General features: G+C 49.6%; 8 protein-coding genes and 1 pseudogene. 2 read left to right on the top strand and 7 right to left on the bottom strand.

The window, feature by feature from the left end:
* Positions 1-37: 37 nt before the first annotated feature.
* The 5 genes from ABGV42_RS16995 to nirB all read right to left on the bottom strand — a co-directional run bounded on the left by ABGV42_RS16995 (position 38) and on the right by nirB (position 13,370).
* The gene (locus tag ABGV42_RS16995) at positions 38-2,749 is read right to left on the bottom strand and encodes a glycoside hydrolase family 3 C-terminal domain-containing protein (protein ID WP_347382693.1); all 2,712 of its coding nucleotides are present in this window, start codon (positions 2,747-2,749) and stop codon (positions 38-40) included.
* A 643-nt stretch (positions 2,750-3,392) separates the two neighbouring features.
* The gene (locus ABGV42_RS17000; protein ID WP_347382694.1) at positions 3,393-8,363 is read right to left on the bottom strand and encodes a DUF4132 domain-containing protein; all 4,971 of its coding nucleotides are present in this window, start codon (positions 8,361-8,363) and stop codon (positions 3,393-3,395) included.
* A gap of 22 nt (positions 8,364-8,385) precedes the next feature.
* A complete protein-coding gene (locus tag ABGV42_RS17005; protein ID WP_347382695.1) occupies positions 8,386-8,805 on the bottom strand; it encodes a hypothetical protein in 420 nt (139 codons plus the stop codon).
* A 276-nt stretch (positions 8,806-9,081) separates the two neighbouring features.
* Positions 9,082-11,214, bottom strand: coding sequence for an assimilatory nitrate reductase catalytic subunit NasC (nasC, locus tag ABGV42_RS17010; RefSeq protein WP_347382696.1), 2,133 nt, complete (start codon positions 11,212-11,214; stop codon positions 9,082-9,084).
* 32 nt (positions 11,215-11,246) lie between these two features.
* The gene (gene nirB / locus ABGV42_RS17015) at positions 11,247-13,370 is read right to left on the bottom strand and encodes a nitrite reductase large subunit NirB (protein WP_347382697.1); all 2,124 of its coding nucleotides are present in this window, start codon (positions 13,368-13,370) and stop codon (positions 11,247-11,249) included.
* Positions 13,371-13,799: 429 nt separating this feature from the next.
* Between nirB and ABGV42_RS17020 the strand changes: the two genes are divergently transcribed.
* Positions 13,800-15,029: a nitrate/nitrite transporter gene (locus ABGV42_RS17020; protein ID WP_347383276.1), complete on the top strand. Its 1,230-nt coding sequence runs from the start codon at positions 13,800-13,802 to the stop codon at positions 15,027-15,029.
* A 74-nt stretch (positions 15,030-15,103) separates the two neighbouring features.
* Here ABGV42_RS17020 and fabF read toward each other — a convergent pair whose 3' ends face one another.
* Positions 15,104-16,348 (bottom strand): beta-ketoacyl-ACP synthase II, encoded by a 1,245-nt coding sequence (gene fabF / locus ABGV42_RS17025; RefSeq protein WP_347382698.1) that lies wholly within the window; start codon positions 16,346-16,348, stop codon positions 15,104-15,106.
* Positions 16,349-16,490: 142 nt separating this feature from the next.
* Between fabF and ABGV42_RS17030 the strand changes: the two are divergent.
* A pseudogene (locus ABGV42_RS17030) lies at positions 16,491-17,356 on the top strand (helix-turn-helix transcriptional regulator).
* 120 nt (positions 17,357-17,476) lie between these two features.
* On the opposite strand, the gene ABGV42_RS17035 reads toward ABGV42_RS17030, so the two are convergent.
* The gene (locus ABGV42_RS17035) at positions 17,477-18,316 is read right to left on the bottom strand and encodes a MetQ/NlpA family ABC transporter substrate-binding protein (RefSeq protein ID WP_347382699.1); all 840 of its coding nucleotides are present in this window, start codon (positions 18,314-18,316) and stop codon (positions 17,477-17,479) included.
* Positions 18,317-18,369: the final 53 nt, after the last annotated feature.

Raw genomic sequence — 18,369 nt, forward strand, 5'->3', positions numbered from 1 at the left:
CCGCGGCCCATTGGCCACGACTTTTTGCTTCTTCCTTTTATTTACCGGACTTGCTTCCGATATTCACACTGCCTGTCAGACGAATATCATCCGATGCACTGCCGACATAAATAGATACCTTACCCTTAGGCATTACCCATTCATGTGACTTTTCATCCCAATAGGACAGTGCACTGCGATCCAGTTTGATTTTAACGCGCTGCTGTTTGCCTGCCTTCAGATCGACTTTGGCCCAGCCAGCTAGTTGTTTTTCCGGTGTTTCCACACTCGTTGGCAGATTGCCTACGTACACTTGTACAACTTCTGCACCTGAAACTTTACCCGTATTGCGCAGGTTCAGGGACACTTCTACGGTAGCATCGTCGCCTTTACCTGTATTCTTCACGTGCAGGTTACGGTAGTCAAAATCGGTATAAGACAGACCGTGTCCAAACGCGAACGCCGGTGTCATGCCTTCTTTGTCATACCCTTTGTAGCCTACAAAGATTCCTTCGGAGTAAGTACCCACGCCATTCACACCCGGGAATTGTTCCGCAGTGGATACTGGTGTTTGCGAATCATCTGCCGGGAACGTCACTGGCAATTTACCCGATGGGTTCACATCACCGAACAGAACACGGGCTACGGCATTACCTTGTTCCTGACCTGCATACCAGGCTTGAACAATGGATGGTACTTCTTTTTGCCAGGAATCCATTTCCACGGCACGACCACTCATCTGTACAACAATCGTCTTCGGATTCGCTGCTGCAACCTTACGGATCAACTGCTCCTGGTTGTTCGGCAGTTCCAGATCGGAACGGTCCACATAACCTTCACTGTCATACGTGCGTGTCACGACAACGGCAACATCCGATTTTTTGGCCAGCTCGACGGCTTTTTGCATTTTGGCATCCACCGCATCTTCAGGCGCTTCCCAGCCGAAACGGACTTGGGCACCCATATCATGACTGGTCTGTACCGGGAAATCAGTACGGTATTCAATCTTAATGTTGTGGGACTCGCCTTCTTTTAACGTAATTGCTTTCTTCGTTGTGCTCAGCGTTTCACCCTGATTGTCTACGAGCAGCTGATCATCCACGTACAATTTCGCAGATCCCAGACTGGTCAGAGACAATTGGTAGTCACCCGTTTTGGGAGCTGTAATGGAACCCGTCCAACGTGCAGACATTTTACTGTTGAATTTCGTTGGTGTAACCGGAAGCTTGGATGACTGGGCGTTGAACCCTTCATAGTTATAAAATCCAAGATTCATGTTGACCTGATTGTCTGTACGAACCAGAGAAGGGTCACCTTCCATGTTCGTGTTGGTCCAGTATTCGGCACGCAGACCGTATTCCGCTTTGTCCGTACCATAGTTCTGCTCGCTCTTCTCGGCATTTGCCGGGGACAGGAGAGTAGATGGTACAGCGGATGGTCCGTTAAATGCATCCCCTGCGGAGATTGGATCCGTTCCGGCTGCATACTTCACTTCCACGCCATTGCCTGCACGGTTGCGAATCCCTTCGAGCGGACTCACTGTATATGTCGGATTAACGAGACTGCTGCCTCCACCTGCTGCAGAAGCAGTGTCTGCATCCGGTCCAATGACGGCAATGGAATTCAGTTCTTTCTTCGACAGAGGCAGAACGTTATCGTTATTTTGCAGCAGCACCATGCTCTGCTCTGCAATTTCGCGTGCTTGCTTGCCATCTGCCTTTGCATTGATTTGCGTATTGGTTACAGGGTTATCGAACAGCCCTTTCTCAAACATTTGGAGCAGAATGCGACGGACCTTCTCATCAATGGTCTGCTCGCTGACTTCACCTTTGTTTACGGCTTCCAGCAGCTGCGTTCCCCATTTGCCATAAGGCTCCCCTGGTGTTTCCAGATCCAGACCCGCGTTAGCCGATTTCGCTGTACTGAAATTGGCACCGTAGTCACTCATGACGAAACCTTCGAAGCCAAACTGATCCTTGAGCAGATCCGTCAGCATCTCCTTGTTCTCACAAGCATATGTACCGTTCACCTGGTTAAATGAACACATTGCTGAACCGAGATCCGCTTTTTCGACCATGGCCTGGAACGGACGTGCATAGACTTCCTGAATGGCACGTTCACTGGCTGTTGCATTCGTGGTGAAACGCTCTGTTTCCTGATTGTTCAGGATGTAGTGCTTCGCCGTTGCTATAACAGGGTTGCTTTGAATCCCGTTAACGTACGCTGCACCCATGCCGGAAGCCAGCAACGGATCCTCACCCATAGATTCGAAGTTGCGTGATCCCCATGGTGTACGTGCAATATCCAGCCCAGGGCCAAGTACCACATTATGTGTTGTATTATGCGCTTCCTGCCCGATCAGATCACCATATTGCTTGGCAAGATCCGTATCCCAGGATGCTGCCAGCGCGATTGGTGCAGGCAGTGCCGTGGACTTTTTGTCCTGAACATCCGGGTTCGCGACACGTACCCCTGCGGGTCCATCCGCCATCTGTAATGCCGGAATGCCAAGGCGCTCCAATCCATCATTATAGAAACCATAATAGTTATTTACTTTACCGGTAACGAATCCGATTTTCTCCTCCAGCGTCATCGCTTTGAGCAGCAGCTCGGTACGTTCCTCCGCAGATAATGACTTGTTCATCCAAGGGCGATCTGCCCCGGATTCTGCCTCTGCGGCGAAGGCGTGTAACGGCATGGCCGCAACCGCCACGATGATTAACAGCATAAACCATCGTTTGAGGAAAATCAGGTTGAGTCTTCTGTTCATGTTTGTAAGCTCTCCTTCTCTCTTGATCATTTTTCTTGCACACATCGTTGGATACATGTATACAAGGGAATGCAAACTGGCTTGTCCCAGCCCTTCAAGCATTCAGGCAGCCCTGCACATCACTACGAAAAGTGCGGCTCGACAAGCGAGCGAGCAATTTCGCTTCCTTACGATAGCTGACCTTGAGACCAATTGCATCCCCTTAAATTTGGAAATGGAGCCGAATGGAGCGAATTAGTTCTTAGGTATGATGTGTTGTTAAGTTCGGATAACATCGTATGAAAACGGGTTAATTACATTTTTGTAACTAAAGTCATACAAAACATTCACTTTTAAAAACAGTCGTTATGTCCCACACCCGAGATAACAATTTATTCAATTAATTATCAGATTAAGGAATTTCGTCGGAACACTTGGGCCCAAAGTCTTTTTGAAAACGGATGCACTGTACGCCTTCATTACACATGGAAAATAAAAAGCAACCGAAGTCCCTTTTAACAGGTACCCCGGCTGCTATTTCTTCATTACGCACTGCAAATCGTGTCGCATTTTTCTAGTGGAACTTACTTAAATCATACATCCATGCCTACTGACCGTACTCGATCTGTCCTAACCTCATCTTGCCTGCGATCTCGAGCTCATTCTAGCTCTTCAGCTGTGCCAGAATTTGTGGATCCTTGATCTTCTTATCTTCTGCAAGCAGCATAATTTTGGATAAAATCTCAGCTGTTCTTGGATCTTCGTCCAAGAATGGCAGGAAAATTCTTCCCCGATGCTGGCTATGCACAGGTACGATATAAAGCGCAGCTGTTGCCTGCTTAAACACATTGCCACTGCCGAGATGAACGGCATATTCACCGAGTTCACCTTCGATCCGTGCGTAATTGCCATCAAGTCGTACATTGTTTATTTTGAGTAGTCGCAGTGATTCATTGACGATAACATGACGCATTTCGATCGTTGTCAGGCTGGCTTCCGGATCAACCCCGCCCACATGCGCAACACTGACCACCAGATCGACATCACGCATGACCTCTGAGAAGAAGATCGGCGGTACTTCTTTCAAAGCTACAGGTTTATACGTTTTGCGGTCATAGAATTGTACCGTCTCCAGCGTGGGTGCCTCCGTATCTGCCGGAGAGAACCAGTCTGCCATGGCATACAAATTGGCAATCAGGTTATGCTCATAGCTGACCTTCTGCAAGCCTTCCTCATAACTGACTGTCCACTGACGACCTTTAAGCAGGGCAACAGTCTTCTTCGGTTGAATCTGGTACCCGGCATATCGTCGTGATACGGTTCCATTCGCGAGCTCATCCTCATTGGGAAGATACAGCTCACGGAAGACCTGTTTGAACGGCTGACGTTCCTGACGAGTGAACAGATCCCGTTGGAATTCGCTCCACGTCCCGCTGCGGAACAATTGCAGCGGATGTGCAATCACCAGTGTATCCTGCTCCTCCAATGCATGCGTGGCACGATGTTCGCCAGGTACAATCAGGCAAGCAGATTCCGCATCGAAATACCCCAAACGGTCACCTGATTGGAATACCAACGTACGAATCAGCGGTCGAATGACCGGATTTTGCATGAGGCTCGCAACTTCCCCCACGGTAAAGGAAGTCTCTGCTGTCATGGAACGCTCCAGTTCCAGTTTTGCCCGGCGATACTGCTGGACCAGATCCCCTTTTAATTCCTTCAACTCTGTAATGTATCCATCTTTCTTGAACCGTGCAGGTACCGATTTGAGTGTCTTCCCTTTACTTACAAGAACCAACTCGGATTGACCATCCTCATCAATGACCAATTGTGCTGTCGTTGTCTCATCCAGGGCCTTCGGTTCAAAATAGGATTTCATCTCATCCAGCTTGCTCGCTTCCATGTTCCAGATCAGCCGGGTGACGTCCGTATATCCTGCATTGCGGGCCAGGTTGCCAAGAGCAATCTGCGCGGCGGCACCTTCACTCGCACGACGCTGGGCTCCGAATTCCTTGCTCTCATGCAGGAACTTCTGAATGAAGTCATAACGTTCGCGCAGATCCTGTTCCTGCTGTGCCTGGAATGGAATCAAACTGTACGTAAGCAGATGGTCCTTATTGCGCTTCTCTTGCACCGATTGACGCATATCTTCCAGACGAAGCTTCCCTAACGCTGCATCCGCGAACAACTGGGATCTGCGGTGGTTTGCTCCACCAGATATATATTTGGCGCAATCATATAACAGATTGAACCGTTCCTCACCGACAGCTGCATAAGCTTCCTCGAACCAGGCAATATCAAATGCTCCGTCGTTGAATTCCTGCGGCGATATCGGTGAATAGTGAGCGACGATGGTTTCCTTTTCAGCTGTAAAACGTTCATTAATATGGGCATGGAAGTACCACGCTGCACTGCGGAGTCCTTCCCATCCCAAATGCTTCGATACGATTTCCATCCACTGCGGTGCGTACATGGCCGCTTCCAACAACTTTTTCTCTTGAATCGGGTATTGCTCAAGCCATTGCCCCAGGAGCTTCGCATCCTCACCCTCACGTGGATGGCAGACTTGAATCAGATGACTGAATGTCTCCTTGCGTGTTGTGTTATCCCCGTAGCTGTAAATATAGCCTCGTACAAACGTATCCTTATCCATGGCTGAGACAAGATGCACCCAATGTTCCATGCCTTCCATTCGTTCAAACTTCATTGCCAGTGTGCTGACTTCCGTGGAAAGCTCGCCTCGTGTCAGTTCGATCTCCAAAATTCGTTCAACGACGGTATTGCGCAGCTCTACCAGTTCCGGATCATCGGAGATACCTTCCGTCCGTGTCGACGTCAACTCACGAATGAATGCAAAGCGATCCCCACCGGTTAGCAACTGACGATACATGGTCTGATCATCAATCAAACGCAATTTGAATGCCCGCAGGTAATCTTCGAATGATAACAGGGAGAAACGCTGTGTATTACCCACAAGGTTGATAAACTGATAAGCCGTTTGGAAAAACCGTTGGAAACTGGCATCATCGTATATTCTGCTTCTTACCAGGTAGTTCCACCGTTCCGTCAGAATATGAAGCATTCCGGTTTCCTTCTCCAGTTGATCGTCCGGCATGCTTGCGATAATGGAAGCCCACGTCTTCTCCGCTATCTCGAACGTATCTGCCGGGTTGCTGTCTTTGAACGCTGCTGCGATCAATTCAGCAACCTGATCCTTATAGGTCAGCGAAGCCGCAATCTGCTTCAGTTCTTCCATATAGGAAAGAGGATATGTCTGTTCGGCAAAGGACTTGCGCCAGCCTTCCAATAACGGAATTTTGTTTAATTCGTTATAATCATATTGATCGTGATAATAGCTGTAATGTTCATTTAAGCTGCCGCTCAATGTGCTGAATTGCAACACAAAAAATAGCTGCATCAGTTCCAAGCTGTTCAGATCACTCTGCGCAACGTACGCTTCCCAAACTTCATGGAGAGGGTATTGCTCCATCTCTTTCATCTTATTCCGTTCCGTATAGGAGACCATGGAGCGCAGAGTCGCTCCAATCAAGAGCGTTTCTCGGTAGCCCGCATAATACTCCACCTCATACTCTTGATCCCTGTGTTGATGAACCAGAGCATCTAATCCTTCCATAAACGGTTTGGCCTTCTCCAGGGAAAGGGTGAAGATATCCTTCGGACTGAAACCACTAAAATCACGTTTCTCTTGCAGCAATGGCTCCTCCCGGGAAGGATTGAAAAGGCCAAAACCGTTCGAAGCGGTATACCGGCTGGCCTCCTCTGTCAGCTTGTCCAGCAGCTTTTGCTCCTTCGCGGTAGGCTTTTGGATCAGTCTGGCTAATGGCTGTAATTGCTCGTGCTGATCTGCACGTCCCGAATCTGCCGATATTTCGGTCAACAGTTCAAGTGCGCCCAGACGCTGCAATTCATTCTTCGCCTTCAGCAAGCGTTCCAGTGAAACCGTTAGTTGATCCACAGGTTGCAGCAAAAGAACCTGAATGACCTTCTGGCGAAGCGATCCGGTCTTCAGTTTGAGCAAAGCCTCCATCTGCTTCATCTCTTCGGTGGTCAGCTCAAGTTTCTTCACTTTGGCAAGAGCACTCTCCCGGTTGCTCATGCTTTTGTCGGATAGACTCTCGAACACAAACTGTCTTTGTACATTGTTTTCGGGCTGCTGAACGAACTGGGATAACAGCTCGCCTCGAAGTTCCGGGCTCAGCATGTCCTTGATTGCAATGACTTCTCCGATCCAATCGGGGTCCATATCATACGCAGCCAGATAGAGCATTTTTTTGACTACATCATTTCGTTCAATCCGGAAATGGACATGTTCAAGAACGCCAGATGGCCCACCTTCCCCTCCCTGGGGAATGCGGTCCAGCAGCTGCTTGAACTGATCGAAGTCATGACGCCGTGTTGCCTTGTCTTCAAAGATAGGCAGTGGCGAAATGTGGATACTGCGCTGATTCTCTCCATTCTCGAAGTGCCAGTTATGCATGTACATGGCATCATAGTTCTGGATAATCCAGTGCATCAGCTCCAGATCCTGCACATCCAAATAGCGACGGGCAATGCTTAGCCGCAGCTCACGATTCTGACTGTTCGCAAGCACATATTGAGCAACAATCTTCTGATACATCTGACCATGATCCATAATACGGATCAATTTGTCATTGAGATGATCCTCTTCAATAACTGCCGTTGCCCACAGACTGATAAATATCTTATTGGCATTCGAATCCTGCTCCCAAGCTTCGCGAACGGCTGCGTCCGTCAATGCGTCATAAGCTTGCTCAATCAACTGTGCCGCAACGCGCGTGTTGGCCGCTTCAATACCGAGCCCTGTCCATACGGCTAACGCTCTAACCACTGAACTGAAACGAATCAGATTGTGATCGATAATTACTTTTAATATGTATATAAATGCTTCAATGGTGCCTTCATCCATCCGTTCAACGATACTCTGGCGCAGACCCTCCTGCAGCCTTGCTGCCACTAGCAGTTCACCCACCATGTGGTACGCTTCTGCCTGGTCACTCATGAATATACCTTTGATCATCTCGCCAGTAAGCAGCGCCGACTGATTGTCGCCATATATGATATCGTGCAACGCCTGCTTTATATCCCCGTTCTGATGGTCCAGTTCATAAGCGATGCAATCCGAAAGCACGGATCGGATCTCATACAAATGATCGAACTTGTATTCACGAACAGATACATACTCGTCCAGGGAAAATTGCCGCATCTCCATGCGCAGCAGTCCAATGAGTTTACGAATCACCTGTCCAATATGCTGCTCAGGATCGGCAGTTCGAAACGGACGGCGTTCGTACATGATGCTGTATGGGTATTTTGTGGCGCGGTCAGCAATGTAACGGAATCGTTCCACCAACCGTTCGTTCGCCAGCTGCCCAAGCACATTCAGCAAAGGTTCGAATAGGGGTTTTCCCGTTGCGGCAGCCTGTTTTTGAAGGATTTCCTCTGTAATTAAATATGCCTTTTCATCTCCGCGCAAATACGTGGATTCAGCCATCTCCACCACATATCCTGCAAGCTCCTGCCAGATCCCCTTCAATGACGCTGCCCTTTCCTGCAAGCCGTTAATATACACCTGTTCGTTATCGTTCTGATTCATCCAATCTCCTCCTCATCGTAAACTACCACAACCGCCCGGCAAGCATGGTAAACCGGATAAACACCAATTCGTCATCTTCCCGCAACTCCAGTGGTGCATCAAGTTCGGACATTTCCTCATCATTGAGGAACACTTTGTATAGTCCATCTTCATGAGCTAACATTGCCGTTTGGACCGCATGCTCCAGATCGGGGATCTCCTCATTGTACACCGCACCAAAACCTACTTTTCCAGATGATCCCTTAAGTTCAATATCCTCAGGCATCAGATAAGTGAGCCACGCTGCACTGTTTATCTTGTCCTGAAGAGCGTTCACCTGCACGTGTACCATATATTCGATCAGCTCTCGTAACGTTCCGGTTGTTTCCGGAAGTTCTGTCTTTTGCTTGGCAAGTGCAGGCTTGCGTTTGCCCAGGCTTTTGACGGTGACCCACACGTTCATGATGTCCCCTCCCTTCTTCTATATGAACTGACTAATCGCGTCTCAGCCAGCCTGATAAAAAAATAAAAATACGTACACATGTACCCCTTATTAGCATCATAAACAATATCCTATCCACAATCATGGGCCATATCTCACGTTTACCTGAAACCTGCGAACTATTGCACCCCAACGTACTTACGCAAAAAAGCCGGGTTGTTCCAATAACCTTGGAACTTCCCAGCCACTTCAGCAGCCAACCAGACCTGATTTGTGTTAACAAAATATATTATTGATTCATCTGACCACTCGCATGGAACGAATCGTGACAGCCGCCGTTTTGAAGCCTGGCATACGGCAGTAAGGATCCAGATCAGGCCTTGTCGCCCGATTGACGTTCTGAATACCACCCCAATGCATTGGTACAAACAACGTGTCTTCACGAATGTTTTCCTTGATGCGGGCACGAACCGTGAAGCTCCCATGCAGGGATTGAATCTCGACCCACTCGCCGTCCATAATTCGATTACGCGCAGCTGTAGCCGGATGAAGTTCAACAAAATTTTCTAATTCACGAGCTTCCAGGGTTGGGCTCCGATGGGTTTGTACGCCGGTCAGATAGTGAGGAAGCACGCGGCCATTGGTCAGGATCAAGGGGAATTCCCGAGAGGTGTCCTGCCAACCCACACTTAACTCACTCGTAAAGGTAGCCCTGCCGTCCTCATGGGCAAACCGATCACTGAACAGCAACCCTTCACCCCCATCCTCCAGAGAAGCACAGGGCCAATAGATCCCTTTTTCTCTCCGCAGACGCTCATAGGTCATTCCATAGTAATCCGCAACCCCGCCCCGGCTGGCCAGTCTGAGTTCATTGAAGATGTCCTCGGCACATTCATATTGAAAATAAGGAGCTTTGCCAAGACCGCCAGCAATGGAGCATAGAATATCCCAATCATGACGGGTTTCTCCTGGTGCCGGTCTACCCTGTTCACGTAACAGAACCCGGCCCTCCAGATTGGTCAGTGTACCTTCGTTCTCCAAATAAGCCGTGACCGGAAGCACCACATCAGCCATCTTTGCCGTCTCGGACAGAAACATATCCGCCACGACCAGAAAATCCAGCTTGCGGAGGCCCTCCTCTACCAGGCGTACATTGGGATTGGACACGACCGGATTGGAGCCCATCACAAGCAGCGCACGGATCTCCTGTTCATGAACCCGCTCCATCATTTCGTAGGCGGAGACGCCTTTTCCCGGCAAGGTTTCGGGCGCCACGCCCCAGATGGATGCTACATATGCACGGTCCTGCGCATTCTCTATGGAACGATATCCCGGCAGCTGATCGGCCTTCTGCCCATGCTCTCTTCCGCCCTGTCCGTTTCCCTGTCCCGTAATCGCACCGTACCCACAGCCTGGTCTGCCAATTTTTCCGGTCGCCAGTACCAGGTTAAGAAAATGACGGACAGCGAGATGTCCATCCGTTTGCTGCTCCACTCCGCGCGCAGTCATGATCATGCCTGTCTCCGCCTGGCCATAGGCCATTGCGGCCTGACGGATCATGGACAAGGCCACCCCGCATTGTACTGCGGATTGTTCCAGGTCTATCTCGCTCAGGGCATTCCGCAAACTTTCATACCCTTGGGTTCTTGCATTAACAAAATGCTCATTCACCAGCCCGGCTTCCATAATGATCTTCAGCATGATGTTCGCAAGCAGTGCATCCATACCCGGCTTAACCTGCAAATGAAGGTCGGCGATCGCTGCAGTAGCTGTCTTGCGTGGATCAATAACGATGATATATGCACCATTCTCCTTCGCCTGGTTGAAATAAGGCAGCAGGGTTGGCTGGCACTCTGCAACGTTGGTCCCTGCAAGCACTATACATTGGGCCCGCGGAATGTCGGACAGACGGAACGTCAGCCCCCGATCCATGCCAAACACTTTACTTCCTGCCGAGGCAGCGGCAGACATACAGAAGCGTCCGTTATAATCAATGTATCGTGTCCCTAAGGCAACCCTCGCAAATTTACCCAGCAAATAGGCCGTTTCATTCGTCAGGGAACCCCCTCCATATACACCAATTACATCTGCACCGTATTGATCCTGAAGACTGATAAAACGTCTTGCAATAAGCTCAGAGACTTCATGCCATGATGAAGGTACCAGTTCACCATCCTGACGAATGAGAGGTTGCAGGAGCCGCTGCCCACTGAGTGCATGCTGATGTGCATTCATGCCTTTGACGCACAATCTTCCCTGTGAGGCTTCATTAGGCACTCCTTCCACCGTGTATGTGGCACGGCGTTCACCGGCAATGGGCCCTGCAACTTCCTCGACGGTCATTTTGCACTGTACGCTGCAATACGGGCATTGTGTCTCCCGTACATGCAGTTTTGAAGCAGACGAACTGTGTTCAGTTGATGTCTTCATTCCCCTCTTCACTCCCTTCCCTGCCTTTTCGATCAAGTAAGAGTCACTTCACTTACGGTTCTGCCCGCCAGCACGTTCTGGAATGGTTGATCCAGCAGGTTCTCGCGGATCGATATGAATCCCATTCGCTCTACCCATGCCCAGAGGGGTTCATCATACCAGGCCGTCCGGCGATACCACTCCAGGCATGCCGAGATAAGTCGTTCAGCATCTTCTTCCGCCTCGGCAAGTCCGAGAAGCCCCCCCTCTTTTACCGGAAGGGCTGCATGACCCCCCGCGTAAATTTCCCAGCCAGCGGGAGATTCCTGCAAACCGATATCCTGCACAACCGGGCTTACCCAGGAGCTTGCTCCACCCGACATGGCCACCCTCACAGAAGCGGGCATCTCTGCATTCATCCACCTGAACCGAAGTTCCTCTGCCATTGCTTTGAACTTCATATCATCGGCATGAACCTCGATACCTGTAACAGCCCCCCGCAAGGTATCATTCCGGTTTCCAGCCCGATCTGGCTGCTGCATATTCATCCATTTTCCGGATATCTTCAAATAATAACGAAGTGCTGGTTGGCAGATATGGCAGCCTTCTTCTGTTCTCCAGTCCAGCCTTTGCATGATTCTTCTCATTCCATCTCCCTCCGACACCAGATCGAGCGCTTCTTTCAGCGAGGCATGACTCAGATCCGTACAGCTGCAAATGGGCCATTCTGCCGTTTTCGCTTCCATTGCTGTTCCGCTTGCACTACCGCCGTTTTTCTGAAGATGCAGGGTATGCTTCACCAGTGCCGCCACCATCGGTCGGCATCCGCCGCAGGAACCGGAGGCTTTGGTATGCTCTTTAACCTGCTCAGCAGTCTGCAGCCCCTTGTCCTGTATAGCTCTCATGATCGTCACTTTGCTAACATGGTTACATGCGCAGACCGTCTCCAGATCAGGCAATGCAGCTGCAGCCATCTCTGCTGGATTCGTCCCTTCCTCGCGCGGAGCGAGTTCCTCAACGCTTGCCCCCCGCTGAACGAGTCCCAACAGGCTCGCACTCTCTGTCGTATCCCCGAACAGGATCGCTCCGCTTACGAACCCTTCCTTCATTAATACTTTTTTATACGTTCCGCGAATGCCATCAAGCATCTGTACAGCCGTCTGCATATCTTCTCCGCTAATATTTCCGGCCGAGAACACGTCAACGCCAGAGACCTTCAGTTGGGAATATGGAATAGAACCCTTATACTCTGTTGTCTCCTGTCCACATAAAAAACGTGCAAGTACCTTACCCTGCTCATACAGGGGAGCGACCAGACCATAACTGATCCCCCGATGTTCGGCACATTCACCGACAGCATAAACATCCGGTACGCTGGTACGCATATAATCGTCAACCACGATCGCCCGATTGGTCCTGATTCCGCTCCGCCTGGCCACGTCGACATTGGGGCGAATGCCCACGGCAACAACGACTACCTGTGCTTCAAGCTTGGTTCCATCTGTAAATTGAAGTCCCTGAACCTGGGACCGGCCCATGATCTTCTGTGTGTTTTTGGCTAACAGGAACGACATGCCCTGAGCTTCCAGCTCGTGCTGAAGCATGGTCGCTGCCTGCAGATCCAATTGTCGGTTCATAATATAAGGTGCGTTATGGACCACAACTGCTTCCATTCCCAAATGCAGCAGCCCTCGGGCAGCTTCAAGTCCAAGCAATCCGCCACCAATAACGGCTGCCTTACGATGTACTTTGGAATAATCAGACATACGCGTGCAGTCATCTATCGTGCGGAAGGACATCACCCTCTCTTTATCCACGCCAGGAATAGGCGGAATAAACGGGGCAGAGCCTGTGGCCAGGATTAGAATATCGTAGGAATCCTTCATCCCGGATAACGTTTCAATCGTTTTGGACTGAGTATGAATCTTGTGGACCATCTCTCCCGCACACAGCCGGATGCCATGCTCCTCATACCAGCTCCAGTCGTTAATAATAATGTCCTGCAGATCGTGTTCACCCTGTAAAACTTTGGATAACATGATCCGATTGTAATTGGGACGTGGTTCATTTCCATAGATGACAATCTCATAGGTATCCGGAGATACTGCAATAATCTCTTCCACACACCTAACACCTGCCATCCCGTTTCCGATAACGACCAGTCTCTTCTTGCTCATGGGCTGCCCCCTGTCTCTGTTACATGTTGAATTAAAAGTAAACAGAAAAATCCCTTCTCCATGAATCGGAAAAGGGCACCGTTGCCTCCGGAAATCACACGCCATTGTGTGATTTCATATTAGATTCAGATTACGGCAATCCATAGTTAATGTCAACAAAATTAACACATAAATCTGGATAACGAATCAAAATGATTTATTTCAAAATTTAATGTTATTTTTCTTGACATAAATAAATTCTCTTTTTATAATTTGAATCAAAATCACCGTGCTGTGATCAAATCAGGTGCAGGACACAATGACGTGTCCTGCCTGCCGGCAATGAGGCCGCAAATCGTTCATGATCTGGACGAATTGCGGCCTTTTTCTGCCCGAACTGCACAGAGACAGGTTAAGATTATTCAATTGGATGAGGAGCGATGCTGAATGATGGAGAGCAAAAGTTTTTGGAAGAGCGGGCATAAGCCCAGTCTCTTCGGGGCATTTCTGTATTTTGACATCAGTTTTATGATCTGGGGCATGCTTGGTCCGCTTGCGGTTGTTATTGCAATGGACTACCCGATGACCCCTCTGGAGAAAGCCAACCTGGTGGCACTGCCCATCCTTGGCGGCTCCATTCTTAGACTTGTCCTTGGCTTTATGTCTGATTATATCGGTCCAAAACTCACGGCGCAGATCGGAATGGGAGTAACACTTGTTCCCTTACTGCTAGGCTGGCTGTGGGTTGACTCGCTTAGCCAGTTATACGTTGTTGCTCTTCTGCTTGGTGTCGCCGGTGCTTCCTTTGCCGCTGCCCTTCCACTTGCGGGTCAATGGTATCCCAAGGAGCATCAAGGACTGGCTATGGGAATCGCCGGAGCAGGGAATAGTGGGACAGTGCTCGCTACCCTTTTTGCCAACCGACTGGCTACTCATTTCGGCAGCTGGGAAGTCGTTTTCGGACTCGCTATCATTCCAATCGTGGTCGTTTTCATCCTTTTCTCCATCTTTGCCCGTAACAGTCCTAACCGACCAGCACCGAAGAAGCTATCTGAATACGGCACCTTGCTGAAACAAAGGGATGCCTGGGTATTCTGTGCATTTTATTGTGTAACCTTTGGCGGTTTCGTCGGGTTGTGCAACTATCTGACCATCTTCTTCAATACCCAATATGGCCTGTCGCCTGTTCGGGCCGCTGACATCACAACCTTTTGCGTCATTGCAGGCAGCTTCTTCCGGCCTGTTGGTGGCTACTTGGCAGACAAAATCGGTGGTACGCGAATGCTAACATTCCTCTACACGGGGGCCTGCATCATGCTTGTGGGCGTGTCTTTCCTCCCACCTCTTCCCGTTGTGGTCGTGATGTTATTCCTGGGCATGATGTGCCTTGGGGCGGGAAACGGTTCCGTGTTCCAGCTGGTTCCGCAGCGATTCGGCAATGAAATCGGTCTGATGACGGGCATTGTCGGCGCGGCAGGAGGTCTGGGCGGATATGCACTCCCGCTGATTCTCGGTCAATTGTACAGTTCCTATCAGTCCTATACGCCCGGATTCGTAATCCTTAGTCTTATTGCGGCCGCATCCATGCTGCTCGTATTGATTATGCAATCCAAATGGCGCGGCCAATGGCTGAAGAAGTCCTTTACGAGCAAAACGGAATCAACATCCCTCTCTTCCTAGGCGATCAGGTTCACCCATAGCACAACCTGAAAAGAGAACAGCACAGCCCTTTGGCTGCTGCTGTTCTCTTGTTGTCAGGATGAATATTTACGAAATACGACAACGGCATTATGTCCGCCAAAACCGAAAGAATTGGACATTCCGATCTGCATTTCCACCTCTCTGGCTTCATTAGGCACATAATCCAAATCACAGTCCGGGTCCTGCTGCTCCTGATTGATGGTTGGTGGAATGAGGCCATGCTGTAAGGTTTGGATCAGTGAAATGGCTTCCGCTCCACCCGCGGCTCCCAACATGTGCCCAGTCATCGATTTGTTAGCCGTTACGGGAATGCGATAAGCTGCATCACCGAAAAGTTGCTTGATAGCTCTGGTCTCCGATAGGTCTCCCGCTTCGGTACTGGTCGCATGGGCGTTTATCACATCGACTTCATGGGGCTCAAGCTTCGCATCAGCAAGAGCCGCTCTCATTGCCAGAAATGCTCCTCGTCCTTCCGGGTGGGTTGCAACCATGTGATAGGCGTCTGAACTGGCTCCGTATCCCACAATTTCAGCGAGAATATTCGCGTTTCTAGCCAGGGCATGTGATAGAGATTCCACCACCACAATCCCCGCACCTTCTGCCATAACAAAGCCATCTCTGCCTGCATCGAACGGTCTGCTTGCCTTTTCATAGGTTTCGTTTCTAGTCGATAATGCGGTGGCATTACCGAAGCTGGCCAGCGAAACTTCCGTTATGGCCGCTTCGGTTCCCCCTGCAATAATGACATCTGCGCCTCCGTCACGAATCAGCCGGAAAGCTTCACCTATGGCTGTATTCCCGATTGAACAGGCAGTTACAGGGGAAAGGGTCGGACCCCAACATCCGAATTTCATGCTTACCATGGCTGCTGCCATGTTGGAAATCATCATCGGCACAAGGGTTGGACTCACCCGGCCGGGGCCACGTTCTGACAACAGCTTCCCTTGCTCCATCAATGTTTGAATGCCGCCGATACCGGAACCAATATATACTCCAACCCGCTCTCTGTCCACTTTCTCCATATCCAGACCCGAATGTACAAGAGCGTCGTCAGCTGCTGCTACAGCGAACTGGCAAAATCGGTCCATACGGCGGGCTTCCTTGCGTCCGAAGCGGCCCTCTCCGTCAAAATCCCGGACGACACCGGCCATTTTGGTTTTATATGAAGTGGTATCGAAGCTGTCGATTAATGATATTCCTGATTTCCCTTTCACGAGTCCGTTCCAAAATGTATCTACATCATTCCCCAGCGGCGAGATGATTCCCATACCCGTAATCACAACACGTTCGCGTTCCATATCTTACTCATCCTCCTTAGCCATTTCGTGCTACCCGACTGAACTTCTGCATTTATATTGGCACGTGCAGTATCCTATTACAAGTTGTCAATTATAATAGTATAATGACTACCATGATAAAATGAGGTTGGGGTGGAATAAGATGAACCAGGATGTCAGGCTTCAGGCATTATCCGTATTTTTGAAAACACAACGTGCCAAAATTGCTCCCGCAGCGGTCGGTTTGCCGGAAGGTACCCGGCGCAGAACACCAGGTTTGAGAAGAGAAGAGGTCGCCCAATTGGCTGGCGTAAGTACGACTTGGTACACCTGGCTTGAACAGGGAAGGGATATCCAGGTATCTCATTCGGTGCTGGATAACATTGCTTCCGCACTCAAACTGACCCCGGATGAACGCAAGTACTTGTTCTCTCTTGCCATGGAGCATTACTCGGAGCTGCATATCCCTGAGGAAGAACCTTACCAGCTCCATCCTTCCCTGCAAAAAATACTGCAGGAGCTCCAGAATTGTCCACCATCATTTCCGATCGCCGCTGCTACATTGTTGGCTGGAATGAGGCAGCCAGGCATGTCTTCATCGATTTTGAGCAGATTCCTGCGGAACAGCGAAATATGATCAGTCTATTATTTGAACGAAAGGAATTTCGGAGACTGGCGGTAAACTGGGAGGATTTTGTCCTCGGATACCTTGCGATCTTCCGTGCCTATTACGGCCAATATGTCGATGATGAATGGTACAATCTGTTTCTGAATGAAATGATGGATCGATATCCGGAGTTCCAGTCCCTGTGGAAACAAAGCAGCGTGAGCAGTGCACCAGATGTACTGATTGAATTCAGACATTCCAGAGCCGGCAAAATGTTGTTCGACCTGACCTCGTTACAGGTGCAGGGGAATACCGATCTGCGGTGCAGCATCTACACACCAGCACAGGATACGGCCACCGAACGGAAATTGATGCGGCTTATGGAACGGGAGAAAGAACGTCAAGCCAAACCTAACGTTTAAACGGCATCCCCATGCAAATAAACGAAAAAAAATCCGAGCGGATTCCGCTCGGATCTTTTTAGTAGATCAGCCAGCCCTTTTCATCGGATACTGATCAGATCACTTTATGCATATCAAATGTTATTCAAAAGCCGGAATGGCGATGTCCGCATACTTCTCTTCGAAGAAAGCCTTCACTTCTGGTCCTGCCATGCGTTTGGCCAGCTTCTGAATCGCTTCGGAATCCTTGTTGTCTTCACGTGCAACCAGAGTGATCGCAAAATGGGAGTCATCCTTTTCTGTGAACAATGCATCCTTCTTCGGTGTAAGTCCCAGCGGGCTTGCATACGCTGGCGTCATGGCAACCAGATCTGCATCATCCAGCATACGGGCCAACATGAGCAGGTCCACTTCCTGGAACTTAAAGTTCTTCGGATTCTCAATAATGTCCGCTTGTGTTGCGTTGAATCCTACGCCTTCTTTCAGCTTGATCAGACCGTTTTGTTCCATCATGACCAATGAACGTCCAATGTTGGAAGGGTCATTGGCAATAGCAACCGTTGCCCCTTCAGGCAGTTCCTCAGTGGATTTATACTTTTTGGAATAGGCGCCGTAGATCGCGTTGTAGATCGGCTGTACAGCTACCAGATTCGCATTATTGGCTTCGTTAAATTGAGTCATGTAAGGCACATGCTGGAAGAAGTTGGCGTCTACTTCCTTGTCTTTCAATGCCGTATTCGGTTGAACGTTATCGGAAAGCACGACTACCTCCAAATTCACGCCATCTTCCTTAAGCAGCGGCTTTACAATATCCAGTACATCCGTCATTGGCGGAATCAATGTGGCCACTTTCAAAGTAACTTCCTGAGTCGCATGGCTGCCTTCATTATTTCCCTCCGCAGCAGGTGTCTCTTCTTTCTTGCCGCATGCGGACACAACCAGCATGACTGCGAGCAGCATAAGGATCATTTTTGATTTCATTCCCATTCTAACCCCTTCATCGTGTAATCTGTAATGTCCTACTCAATTCTTCT

The sequence above is a fragment of the Paenibacillus pabuli genome, assembly GCF_039831995.1.
GTDB classification, from domain to species: domain Bacteria; phylum Bacillota; class Bacilli; order Paenibacillales; family Paenibacillaceae; genus Paenibacillus; species Paenibacillus pabuli_C.